Here is an 11,617-nt window from a genome sequence, read left to right on the forward strand (position 1 = left end):
GCAATCGTGCCTGACGCAATGAACCTGAACAATGCGACGCTGGCAGACCTGCCGATCGCCGCGCCTACCTACGACCGCGGCAGTGTCAGCGTCGGCATCGCGCATATCGGGGCCGGCCATTTTCACCGGGCGCACCAAGCCACGTACATCGACCGGCTGTTAGAGCAGGGTTTGGCGCATGAATGGGGCATCTGCGGCGTAGGGGTGATGCCCGCCGACTGGACCATGCGCGACGTCTTGCGCGATCAGGACGGGCTTTACACGCTGATTCTGGAGAACCCCGACGGCCGCCGGGATGCGCGCGTCATCGGCTCGATCATCGACTACCGCTACGCCCCCGACGATCCGGAGTCTGCGCTGGAGATGCTTTCGGCGGCGTCCACTCGGATCATTTCGCTGACCATCACCGAGGGCGGTTACCGCGATCCCGATGGGCCCGCGTTCGCGTTGATCACGCAGGCGCTGGCCCGTCGCCGCGATCGGGGTGTCCCGGCCCCGACAATCGTGTCCTGCGACAACATCGAGAACAACGGTGAGGTCGCGGGGCGGGCAGTCCTCGCGAATGCCGAGCGCTTCGATCCCGCGCTGGCCGAATGGGTGGCCGAACACACTCGCTTCCCGAGTTCGATGGTCGACCGCATCACCCCGGCCACGACGCTGGAGATGGCCGCCGAAGTACGGCGCGACTTCGGCGTCGACGACCGGTGGCCGGTGGTGGCCGAGCCGTTCAGCGCCTGGGTCCTCGAAGACCACTTTTCCGACGGCAGGCCGCCGTTGGAGGCGGCCGGTGTGCTGCTGGTCGACGATGTCCGCCCCTACGAGCTGATGAAGCTGCGACTGCTCAATGCGGGGCATCAGTGCCTGTGCTACTTCGCCCATCTGTGCGGCTTCGAGTTCGTCCACGATGCGGCGCAAGATCCGCTGTTCGCCGAGTTCCTGCTGTCCTATTTCGACTCCGAGGCCATCCCCACGCTGCCACCGGTGCCCGGGATCGACCTGCACGAGTACGGCCGCACACTGGTCGAGCGGTTCGCCAATCCGGCTGTGCGCGACACCGTTGCGCGACTGTGCGCCTACTCGTCGGATCGCATCCCGAAATGGCTGTTTCCGGTCATCTGCGACAATCTAGACAGTGATGGACCAGTCCAGCTGGCCGCAGCGGCGGTGGCCGCCTGGGCCCGCTACGCCGAGGGCGTCGACGAGTGGGGCGAGCCCTTCGAGGTGCTCGACCAGCTGGCGGACTCACTGATTCCGATCGCGCGCTCGCAATACGAGAATCCCACCGCGTTCATCGAAATCACCGCGGTATTCGGGGACCTGTCCCATCAGCCACGGTTTGTCGAGGCATATCGCTGGGCGCTGGATTCGCTGCACCGCAAGGGGGCTCGCGCGACATTGGAGGCGTTGGTGCAATGAGCCGCGGGCTGGTGATCGGCGAATCACTCATCGACATCGTCCAGGACGGCCAACACGTCACCTGCGAGCACGTCGGCGGGAGCCCACTCAATGTCGCAGTCGGGCTGGCCCGGCTCGGCCGCGATGTCGATTTTCTCACCCACATCGGTAATGACCCGCACGGCCGCCGCATCACTGAGTACGTCAATGCTTCGGGGGCGCAAATTGTTTCGGGAAGTCAGAGCGCCGAGCAGACACCGACCGCGCGGCTGAACGTTGACGAAAACGGTTCAGCAAAATACGAATTCGATCTGGACTGGCGGCTGTCCGGTACCCCGGCGGTAGCGCCGCCACTTGTGGTGCACACCGGATCCATCGCCGCAGTCCAGGACCCGGGCTGTCTGGCCGTCGCGGCCCTCGTCGACGCCTACCGGGTGTCGGCCACCATCAGCTTTGATCCCAATGTGCGGCCGTCGCTGATCGCCGATCGGGAACTGGCCCGCACCCGCATCGAGCGTCTCGTCGAGCGCAGTGACATCGTGAAGGTCAGCGAGGAAGACCTGCATTGGATCGACCCGGATCGTCGGCCCGAAGAGATCGCGCAGACCTGGCAGTCACTGGGGCCCGCGATCGTGGCGGTGACGATGGCTGATCAGGGCGCCGAGGCCGTGTGCACGGCCGGGGCGGTGCGGGTGCCGGCGCGATCGGCGCGGATCGTCGACACCGTCGGCGCCGGCGACGCGTTCATGGTCGGCCTGCTCGACGCGCTGTGGGGGCAAAATCTGTTGGGCGCGCAACAACGCGCCGTGCTCGCCGGGATCGATCTCGAGGCGCTGACAGCCGCACTCGAGGCCGGCAGTGCCGCGGCCGCGGTGACCGTCGGGCGAGCGGGCGCCGACCTGCCGGATCGGGACGCACTGATCGCCGCGGAGCAGCAGCGTTAGCCGCATAACCGGCTAGCAGTGTGGGCATACTTGCACCATGCGTTCCATCTGGAAGGGCTCGATCTCGTTCGGGCTGGTCAACGTGCCGGTCAAGGTGTACAGCGCGACCCAGGACCACGACATCAAGTTCCACCAGGTGCATGCCAAAGACAACGGCCGCATCCGGTACAAGCGCGTGTGCGAAGCGGACGGCGAGGTTGTCGAGTATCGCGATATCGCGCGGGCCTACGAATCCGACGACGGACAGATGGTGATCATCACCGACGACGACATCGCGACCCTGCCCGAGGAACGCAGCCGCGAAATCGAGGTGCTGGAATTCGTCCCTGCCAGCGAGCTCGACCCGATGATGTTCGACCGCAGCTACTTCCTGGAGCCGGACGGAAAATCGACGAAATCCTATGTGCTGCTCGCGAAGACGCTTGCAGAGACCGATCGGGTGGCGATCGTGCACTTCGCGTTGCGCAACAAGACCCGACTTGCGGCGTTGCGGGTCAAGGACTTCAGCAAGCGCGAAGTCATGGTGATCCACACGTTGCTGTGGCCCGACGAGATCCGCGACCCCGACTTCCCGGTGCTGGACAAGAAGGTCGAGGTCAAACCCGCAGAGCTCAAGATGGCCGGCCAAGTGGTCGAGTCGATGGCCGACGACTTCAATCCCGACCGCTACCACGACGACTATCAGGAACAGCTCCAAGAGTTGGTGCAAGCCAAACTCGAAGGTGGAGAAGCCTTTACCACCGAAGAGCAGCCGAAAGAGCTCGACGAGACCGAAGACGTCTCGGACCTGTTGGCCAGGTTGGAAGCCAGCGTCAAGGCGCGCTCCGGCGACGGCAAGGCGCCGGCGAAGAAGGCGGCCGCGAAAAAGGCTCCGGCGAAGAAGGCGGCCGCGAAAAAGGCTCCGGCCAAAAAGACTTCCGCCAAGAAGACTTCCGCCAAGAAGGCACCATCGAAGGCCGCCTCGAAGTCCTGATACGCCGGTAGCGTCAAACCCGCTCCGCAAACACGTGTCCGCGAGTATCGTCCGGGTCCAGTGCGGCCGGATCCGGGCCGCGTTCACAGAAGAGCTCGACATGGGTCGCATCCAGACAGCAGCAGCAGGACTCGCGATCGCGGCCTCCGCCGCGATATACGGCTTGATCGGTGCCGCTCCGCCTGCCCACGCTGATCCGCCGATCTGCGGCAGCCCGGACGTGCCCTGCGCCGGCCCGAGCCCGCTGACCCCGGAACAGCAGTGCGCGTTGACCGCGTATCGCATGATGATGCCCTGCAACTGGATGGGCCAACAGGTACCCCAGGGAACTCCAGGAAGCTGGGGCTAGAGCGGAACTTGTTGAACCGCATATTTTTTGGAGTGCACATTGGGACCGTCAACCAGCTACCGACTTCTTCAGATCGCGCTCGGTTTCTTCGGCGCGCTGATGCTCCTGCTCTACCCGCTGGCCGTGGTGTGGCCGTCGGGGTGGGCATGGCATCACGGTGCGCCCTACCAGTCCGACTACTTCATGATGATCGTCGGCCTGTACGCCACGCTGGGCGTGTTCGTCTGTAAGGCAGCGCGCCACCCGGAAGCCAACATCAGCTTGATCTGGTTCACTGTGTGGTCTTGCGTCGTGCACGCCGCGATCATGGCGGTGCAATCCTTCGGAGGCCAACACCACCACATGGGACATCTGTGGGGCGACGTCCCGGCGCTGCTGCTGGCCGCCGTCGTGCTGTCGGTCCTCGTCCGGTCATCCGGCATCACACGACCCGGGAGCAACCCGCAGCCTCAGTGAGAGCGTTGATCTTCCGTTGCCCGGTGCGCCGGCCAACCCGAAAAAACTAGAACGTGTTTCAGAAATAGGGTTCCCCGGCCGTCCGCGCCTTGTTACGGTGGCGGCCGTGATTCTGGATAAATTCCGACTCGACGACCAAGTCGCCGTCGTCACCGGTGGCGGCCGTGGTCTTGGCGCAGCCATCGCGCTGGCGTTCGCCGACGTCGGCGCCGACGTCGTCATCGCCTCCCGCACCCAATCCGAACTAGAGGCCGTCGCTGAAAAGGTCCGTGCCACCGGCCGGCGTGCCCACATCGTCACCGCGGACCTGGCCCAGCCCGAGGTCACCGCGGAGCTGGCCGGCCAGGCCGTCGAGGCGTTCGGACGGCTGGACATTGTCGTCAACAACGTCGGCGGCACCATGCCCAACGGGCTGCTGAGCACCTCGACGAAAGATCTCAAGAGCGCGTTCACCTTCAACGTCGCCACCGCCCACGCATTGACCACCGCCGCGGTGCCGCTGATGCTCGAGCACTCCGGCGGCGGCAGCATCATCAACATCACTTCGACGATGGGACGAGTGGCCGGCCGCGGTTTCGCCGCCTACGGCACCGCCAAAGCCGCACTCGCCCACTACACCCGGCTGGCCGCGCTGGACCTGTGCCCGCGGATCCGGGTGAACGCCATCGCGCCGGGATCGATCGCCACGTCCGCATTGGACATCGTCGCCTCCAACGACGAGCTACGCGAGCCGATGGAGAAGGCGACACCACTGCGACGCCTCGGCGATCCCGACGAGATCGCCGCCGCCGCAGTATATTTGGCGTCGCCCGCAGGCGCCTACCTGACCGGTAAGGTGATCGAGGTCGACGGCGGCATCACCTTTCCCAACCTCGACCTACCGATTCCGGACCTGTGACGATGGCTATTCGCGTCGCCCAGATCGGCACCGGCAACGTCGGCGTCCACGCGCTGCGGGCGCTGATCACCAATCCGGACTACGAGCTCACCGGGGTGTGGGTGTCATCGGACTCCAAAGCCGACAAAGACGCCGGAGGGCTTGCCGGACTTGATATCTCGACGGGCGTCACCGCGTCCACCGATCTGGATGCGGTGCTGGCCACCGACCCTCAGTGCGCTGTCTACGCCGCGATGGCCGACAACCGGCTGCCCGACGCACTCGACGATTACCGGCGCATCCTGGCCGCCGGCGTCAACGTCGTCGGCAGCAGCGCGGTGTTCCTGCAATACCCCTGGCAGGTGCTGCCGGACAACATGCTGAAGCCGATCGAAGATGCTGCGCAGGAAGGTAATTCGAGCCTGTTCGTCAACGGCATCGATCCCGGATTCGCCAACGACCTGCTTCCGCTGGCGCTGGCCGGGACGTGCCAGAGCATCCAGCAGATCCGCTGCATGGAGATCGTCGACTACGCCACTTATGACAGCGCGACTGTCATGTTCGACGTGATGGGATTCGGCAAGCCGCTCGACGAGATCCCGATGCTGCTGCAGCCGGGCGTGCTGAGTCTGGCGTGGGGATCGGTGGTGCGCCAACTCGCCGCGGGGCTGGGCATCGACCTCGATCAGGTCACCGAACGACACGAGCGCATCCCGGCGTCCGAGGATTTCGACATCGCAGCGGGGCACATCCCCAAGGGCAGCGCCGCGGCGCTGCGGTTCGAGGTGCTCGGATTGGTCGACGGCGAGCCGGCGGTGGTCCTCGAACACGTAACCCGGTTGCGCGAGGAACTGTGCGCGGACTGGCCGCAGCCGGCCCAGCCCGGCGGTTCCTATCGGATCGAGATCACCGGCGAACCCTCCTACGGCATCGACGTCTGCCTGAGCAGCCCCAACGGCGACCACAATCACGCCGGTCTGGTGGCGACGGCGATGCGTATCGTCAATGCCATCCCCGCCGTGGTTGCGGCTCCCGCCGGGATCCGGACCACGCTGGACCTGCCGCTGATCACCGGTCGCGGGCTGTACTCGGCGGGCTAAAGGTTTCGGCTAACCTAACTTTCTTATTCGTAGACGGAAAGTGAGTTAGGTGCCCCAGGACACCCGCCCGCAACTCAAAACCGGGTGGTATTTGCTCGGCCCCGCATTCGTCGCCGCGATCGCCTATGTCGACCCGGGCAACGTGGCAGCGAACATCAGCGCCGGTGCGCAGTTCGGCTTCGCGCTGCTGTGGGTCATCGTCATCGCGAACGTGATGGCCGGTCTCGTCCAATACCTGTCGGCAAAGCTCGGACTGGTGACCGGGCGCTCGCTGCCCGAGGCGATCGGCGGGCAGCTGGGCCGCCCGGCCAGGCTGGCCTTCTGGGTGCAGGCCGAGATCGTCGCGATGGCAACTGACGTTGCCGAGGTGATCGGCGGGGCGATTGCGCTACACATCCTGTTCGGCCTGCCGCTGCTACTCGGCGGCGTGATCACCGGCGTGGTCTCGCTGCTGCTGCTGCGGATTCAAGACCAACGCGGACAGCAACTTTTCGAACGTGTCATCACCGGACTGTTGCTGGTCATCGCCGTCGGCTTCACCGCCAGTTTCTTCGTGGCGACCCCGCCACCCGAGGCCGTGGTCGGAGGCCTGGTGCCGCGATTCCTCGGAAAGGAAAGCGTGCTGTTGGCCGCGGCCATCCTCGGCGCGACAGTGATGCCCCATGCGGTGTATCTGCACTCCGGGCTGGCGCGCGACCGGCATGGCCATCCTGACCCCGGCCCGCAGCGGCGCCGACTGCTGCGGATCACCCGGTTGGACGTTGGGCTGGCGATGGTCGTCGCCGGGGGGGTGAACGCCGCCATGCTTTTGGTTGCCGCGCTGAACATGCAGGGCCGAGGCGGCGTCAGTTCCATCGAGGTGGCCTACGCCGCGGTGCACGACACCGTGAGTCCATTGATCGCCGTGTTCTTCGCGGTCGGATTGCTGGCGTCAGGGCTGGCCTCCGCATCGGTGGGCGCCTACGCCGGCGCGATGATCATGCAGGGATTGCTGCACCGATCGATTCCGATGGTGCTGCGCCGATTGGCGACGCTGACGCCCGCACTGTTGATCCTTGCGCTGGGATTCAATCCCACCCGCACGTTAGTGCTGTCGCAGGTCGTCCTGTCCTTCGGCATTCCGTTTGCGCTGCTTCCGCTGGTTCGACTGACCGGCGATAGGGCGCTGATGGGAGCCGACGTCAATCACCGCGTCACGACCGCCATCGGCTGGGTGATCGGCGTGATGATCAGTCTGCTCAACGTGGCGCTGATTTATCTGACCGTGACGAGGAACGGCTCGGTGTAGCAGGGGGCGGCGCAAATATTTCGCTCGACTAACATCATTTTCGTGACGCTGCTCCGCCGTCATTCCTACTTCGCGTACGGGTCGAACCTGTGCGTGCGGCAAATGGCGCAGCGTTGTCCCGAGGCAGCCAATCCACGCCGCGCCGTGCTCGCCGACCACGATTGGCTGATCAATCAGCGCGGGGTGGCGACCGTCGAGCCCTTCGACGGGACGCAGGTGCACGGCGTCGTCTGGGAGCTGTCCGATCACGATCTGGCCACCCTGGACAGCGCTGAAGGTGTGCCGGCGCGCTACCGACGCGACCAGCTGACCGTGCAGACCGAAGACGGGCCATCGGATGCATGGGTCTACATCGACCACCGAGTGAATCCGGGTCCGCCACGGCCCGGTTACCTGGAACGCATCATCGACGGGGCGCTGCACCACGGCTTGCCGCAGCGCTGGATCGATTTCCTGCGCCGATGGGATCCCGCCCGCTGGCCGCGCCCGCGATCGCGACCGACAACGCCTGCGCCACAATCGCTTTCCGAGCTGCTCGCCGAGAGCGGGGTGCTCGAGGCCAGCCGCTTACGGTCGCGATTCGGTTTCCTGGCGATCCATGGCGGCGGCCTGGAAGAGATGACCGACGTGATCGCCGAACGCGCCGCCGATGTGGCCGGCGCATCGGTGTACGTGATCCGGCATCCCGACCGCTATCCGCACCACCTGTCGTCGGCACAGTTTCATCGGGACGAATCAGCCCGCCTCGCCGAGTTCCTCGACCACGTCGACGTCGCGGTGTCGCTGCACGGCTACGGGCGGATCGGTCGTGCCACGCAGTTGTTGGCCGGCGGTGGCAACCGCGCGCTGGCCACCCACGTCGCCGACCATCTCGAGCTTCCCGGCTATCGCGTCGTCACCGACCTCGACGAGATTCCCCTCGAACTACGCGGGTTGCATCCGCAGAACCCGGTCAACCAGACGCGGTATGGCGGAACACAAGTGGAATTGCCGACCCGGGTCAGGGGCATCAGCCCGCGCAGTGCGCTGCCCGGTGCCGACGGCTTGTCACCGGTCACCGCCGCGCTCGTGCAGGGACTGGCAGCCGCCGCCCGCTCGTGGGATCTACCGTCTACATAACTACACAATCGGAGGTGGCCGATGGCCGAACGGACCTTTCGCTTTTCGGTGGGCATTCATTCAGCGAAGTCGCGAACTGCATTGCAGGACAAGGCAAAGCGCTATGAGGATATTGGATTCGATGGCTTGCATCTGCCCGACCACCTCGGCGCCCCAGCACCGTTTCCGGTACTGACCGCGATCGCGTCCGCGACCTCGACGGTGCGGCTGGGTACCTACGTGCTCAATGCCGGCTTCTACAAACCTGCCTTGCTGGCTCGTGATGCCGGCGAACTCGATCGGCTCAGCGACGGGCGTCTGGACCTCGGCCTCGGCGCCGGGTACGTGCGCGAGGAATTCGAGGCTGCTGAGTTGCCATACCCGAGCGCACGCCAGCGCGTCGACTATCTCGAGCACGTCACCACCTACTTGAAGAAGCACCTGCCCACGATGCCAATCCTGATCGCCGGCAACGGAAATCGGTTGCTGACCATCGCCGCCCAGCACGCTGACATCATCGGACTGACCGGTGCCCGCGTGGCCGACGTGGCCGATCCCCTCGCCGAGCGCATCGAATTCGTCCGCAACGCCGCCGGCGACCGGTTCGCCGATCTCGAGTTGAACCTGGCGATCACCGCCGTGCCGTCGGACAACTCCGGAAAGGCCGACCTGTCGCTCACCCGCAGATTCGTCGACCTGTCCGATGAAGAGTTGCTGGCGCTGCCCTCCGTGCTGAGCGGATCGCCGCACGATATCGCCGACACCCTGCGCGGCTACCGCGACGAATACGGGCTGACGTCGTTCACCTTCCAGGAAAACCACGTCGACACCATCGCGAAGGTGATTCCCGAATTTCGTTGACCACGCTCGGCGCTGCACAGCGGCCACATAGCCATTTTCCGTATGGTGGACTGATGCGCTACAACCCGCCGCCGAACTGGCCAAAGCCGCCTAAAGATTGGGCGCCGCACGCCGACTGGTCGCCGGATCCGTCCTGGCCGGCGCCCCCGCCTGGGTGGCAGCTATGGGTCGAGGACGGGTCCCCGGACGCAAAGTCGGCTAAGCCCGCGCTGGGACGGATCGGGCAGACCGGCGACGACAGCGAGTACTTCGGCGATGACCGCGCGTGGTCCGAGGACTCCGGACCGAGGCCCGCTCACGGCGAGTTGGATGCCAAGGCGTCAGCACTTCCTCCGCAGCCGACAGAAGTCGCGCCCGAAGACCTTGGCGCGCAACACCTCGGGCGGTACGCCACGATCAAGTGGGATGACGAGCACCAGTACGAGATCGGCACGATCGTCGCCGTCTCGGCCGATGCGGCAGCGGTGCACCTCAAACTCGACGGCGTTGACGCGCCGATCTCCTTCTCGCGGGAGACCCCGAGCGACGGTGCCGGCCGCCCACGTCTGTTCGTCTGGATTTAGCACCCGCACTCGCGTGAGGCCGACGAGCGGCCTAGGTTTAACGATGTCTTCAGCCCTCGTAGCTCAGGGGATAGAGCACGGCTCTCCTAAAGCCGGTGTCGCAGGTTCGAATCCTGCCGGGGGCACTCGTGTCATGTATTACCTCGGTTGATTCTTGACATTTTGTCCTCGGGTGATTCCCACCACTACAGATGTGGCCAGCGCACTCCAAGACGGACCGGTCCGAATCAGGCGACCGGTTCGATATTGCCAAATGGCGGGCTGCCGACCGGTCGGGGCGTCCGGTCCGCCGATCAGGTCCCGAAGTACTCGTGGATTTGGCGGATGGCCATAGATCCTTCGCCGACCGCGGATGCCACCCGCTTAACCGAGCCGCTGCGCACGTCTCCCGCCGCGAACACGCCGGGTCGGCTGGTCTCGAGCATCATCGGCTGACGTTGCGTTCGCCCCTGATTGCCGTCGGTGTCCGAGTAGAGCGCAGCCCGGCCGGTGGGCACAAAGCCGTGGTCGTCGAGCTCGATGGCGCCGGCGAGCCATGAGGTGTTGGGATCGGCGCCGATGAAGACGAACAGGGCGCGGGTCTGGATCGAGTGCTGCTCGCCTGTTCGTTTGTCCTCGGTCAACACCGCCGTGAGTGCACCGTTTCCGTGTACCTGCCGGATCTGGGTGCACGACCGGACAGTCACGCGGGGGTGCCGGATGATCTGGTCGACGAGATATCGGGACATGGTTTTGTTCAGGTCGTCGCCGCGGATCACCACGTACACCCGGGAAACCTGCGCGGCGAGGAAAACCGCCGCCTGGCCCGCGGAGTTACCACCCCCCACGATGACGACGGGCCCTGTGCCGCACATCAAGGCCTCTTGAAAGGTGGCGGCGTAGTACACGCCGTTGCCCTCGAACGATTCGATTCCTGGAACAGCGAGCCTTCGATACCTGGCTCCCATGGCCAGCACCACGGCCCTGGCCACCACCGACCCGCCGTCCGCGAGCGTTACCCGGTGCTGGCCGCCGCCGGATTCCAGCTGGGTGATCTCCGCGGACACGATGATCCGCGCTCCGAACTTGCCGGCCTGCAGAACTGCCCGTTCGGCAAGGTCGGCTCCGGAGATTCCGCCGGGGAATCCGAGGTAGTTCTCGATTCTCGATGACGTCCCGGCCTGCCCGCCGGTTGCGATCCGCTCCATGGCCGCGGTGGTCAGGCCGTCCGACGCGGCATACACCGCAGCGCCCAGCCCTGCCGGACCGGCGCCCACCACGACGACGTCGGATTCGTCGGGCACTGTATCGGGTACCGGCAGTCCCACCCGGCGGGCCAGCTCGGTGTTGGTCGGGTTGCGCAGCACCTCACCGCTCCAGATCACCACCGGGGCGTCTTGGGGCGATACTCCGAACCGCTGCAGCAGCCGTTCGGCGTGCTTGTCACGTTCCAGGTCAATCCATCTGTGTGGCAATCGGTTTCGCGCTGCGAATTCCCGCAGCCGGGCGGTGTCCGGCGAATAGCAGGAGCCGATGATCCGGAATCCAGATTCTTCCTGGATGAGCAGCGAGCGGCGTAACAGGTATGCGCGCAGGATGAGGTCACTGAGCACCGGATCGTGGGCGATCAGGGCCCGCACCCGCTCGGTCGGTACCACGAGTACTTCGCCGGGCTCCACCACTTCGGCGGTGCAGAACGCGGCTTGGCCTTCGAGGTCGCCCAGCTCCCCGAGG

At 65.5% G+C, this 11,617-nt stretch carries 12 protein-coding genes and 1 tRNA gene; 12 read left to right on the plus strand and 1 reads right to left on the minus strand.

The annotated features are described in order from the left end of the window. Positions 1–18: 18 nt before the first annotated feature. The 12 genes from VGG53_RS11400 (at position 19) to VGG53_RS11455 (ending at position 10,029) form a co-directional block, all read left to right on the plus strand. Positions 19–1,416: a mannitol dehydrogenase family protein gene (locus VGG53_RS11400; RefSeq protein WP_414688948.1), complete on the plus strand. Its 1,398-nt coding sequence runs from the start codon at positions 19–21 to the stop codon at positions 1,414–1,416. Then, a complete protein-coding gene (locus VGG53_RS11405) occupies positions 1,413–2,339 on the plus strand; it encodes a carbohydrate kinase (protein WP_331518167.1) in 927 nt (308 codons plus the stop codon). Before VGG53_RS11400 ends, VGG53_RS11405 begins: the two co-directional genes overlap by 4 nt. Positions 2,340–2,376: 37 nt before the next feature. Beyond that, complete coding sequence (locus VGG53_RS11410; protein ID WP_331518168.1) at positions 2,377–3,312, plus strand: Ku protein; 936 nt, start codon at positions 2,377–2,379, stop codon at positions 3,310–3,312. Positions 3,313–3,346: 34 nt separating this feature from the next. Further along, positions 3,347–3,661, plus strand: coding sequence for a hypothetical protein (locus VGG53_RS11415; RefSeq protein ID WP_331518169.1), 315 nt, complete (start codon positions 3,347–3,349; stop codon positions 3,659–3,661). A gap of 39 nt (positions 3,662–3,700) precedes the next feature. Further along, positions 3,701–4,117 carry a DUF6632 domain-containing protein gene (locus tag VGG53_RS11420; protein ID WP_331518170.1) on the plus strand — a complete coding sequence of 139 codons (417 nt, stop codon included), beginning with the start codon at positions 3,701–3,703 and terminating at the stop codon, positions 4,115–4,117. A 106-nt stretch (positions 4,118–4,223) separates the two neighbouring features. Continuing rightward, a complete protein-coding gene (locus tag VGG53_RS11425; RefSeq protein WP_331518171.1) occupies positions 4,224–5,015 on the plus strand; it encodes an SDR family oxidoreductase in 792 nt (263 codons plus the stop codon). A 2-nt stretch (positions 5,016–5,017) separates the two neighbouring features. Then, positions 5,018–6,094, plus strand: coding sequence for a diacylglycerol kinase (locus VGG53_RS11430; protein WP_331518172.1), 1,077 nt, complete (start codon positions 5,018–5,020; stop codon positions 6,092–6,094). A 49-nt stretch (positions 6,095–6,143) separates the two neighbouring features. Then, a complete protein-coding gene (locus VGG53_RS11435; RefSeq protein ID WP_331518173.1) occupies positions 6,144–7,382 on the plus strand; it encodes an Nramp family divalent metal transporter in 1,239 nt (412 codons plus the stop codon). A 48-nt stretch (positions 7,383–7,430) separates the two neighbouring features. Next, positions 7,431–8,501 carry a poly-gamma-glutamate hydrolase family protein gene (locus tag VGG53_RS11440; protein WP_331518180.1) on the plus strand — a complete coding sequence of 357 codons (1,071 nt, stop codon included), beginning with the start codon at positions 7,431–7,433 and terminating at the stop codon, positions 8,499–8,501. A 21-nt stretch (positions 8,502–8,522) separates the two neighbouring features. Continuing rightward, positions 8,523–9,341: an LLM class F420-dependent oxidoreductase gene (locus VGG53_RS11445; RefSeq protein WP_331518174.1), complete on the plus strand. Its 819-nt coding sequence runs from the start codon at positions 8,523–8,525 to the stop codon at positions 9,339–9,341. Between the two features lie 53 nt (positions 9,342–9,394). Beyond that, on the plus strand, positions 9,395–9,904 hold the full coding sequence (locus VGG53_RS11450; RefSeq protein WP_331518175.1) for a hypothetical protein: 510 nt from the start codon (positions 9,395–9,397) through the stop codon (positions 9,902–9,904). Between the two features lie 52 nt (positions 9,905–9,956). After that, positions 9,957–10,029 (plus strand) — tRNA-Arg (locus VGG53_RS11455). A 168-nt stretch (positions 10,030–10,197) separates the two neighbouring features. On the opposite strand, the gene VGG53_RS11460 is transcribed toward VGG53_RS11455, so the two are convergent. Beyond that, on the minus strand, positions 10,198–11,617 hold a 1,420-nt coding region (locus VGG53_RS11460; RefSeq protein ID WP_331518176.1), incomplete at its 5' end, for an FAD-dependent oxidoreductase.

It is taken from the genome of Mycobacterium sp. (genome assembly GCF_036490025.1).
In the GTDB taxonomy this organism is placed as follows: Bacteria; Actinomycetota; Actinomycetes; order Mycobacteriales; family Mycobacteriaceae; genus Mycobacterium.

What these genes read in the sequence shown, in the direction of transcription:
- VGG53_RS11400 (WP_414688948.1), top strand. Translation starts at nt 19, where the DNA reads ATGAACCTGAACAATGCGACGCTGGCAGACCTGCCGATCGCCGCGCCT.
- VGG53_RS11405 (WP_331518167.1), top strand. Translation starts at nt 1,413, where the DNA reads ATGAGCCGCGGGCTGGTGATCGGCGAATCACTCATCGACATCGTCCAG.
- VGG53_RS11410 (WP_331518168.1), top strand. Translation starts at nt 2,377, where the DNA reads ATGCGTTCCATCTGGAAGGGCTCGATCTCGTTCGGGCTGGTCAACGTG.
- VGG53_RS11430 (WP_331518172.1), top strand. Translation starts at nt 5,018, where the DNA reads ATGGCTATTCGCGTCGCCCAGATCGGCACCGGCAACGTCGGCGTCCAC.
- VGG53_RS11445 (WP_331518174.1), top strand. Translation starts at nt 8,523, where the DNA reads ATGGCCGAACGGACCTTTCGCTTTTCGGTGGGCATTCATTCAGCGAAG.
- VGG53_RS11450 (WP_331518175.1), top strand. Translation starts at nt 9,395, where the DNA reads ATGCGCTACAACCCGCCGCCGAACTGGCCAAAGCCGCCTAAAGATTGG.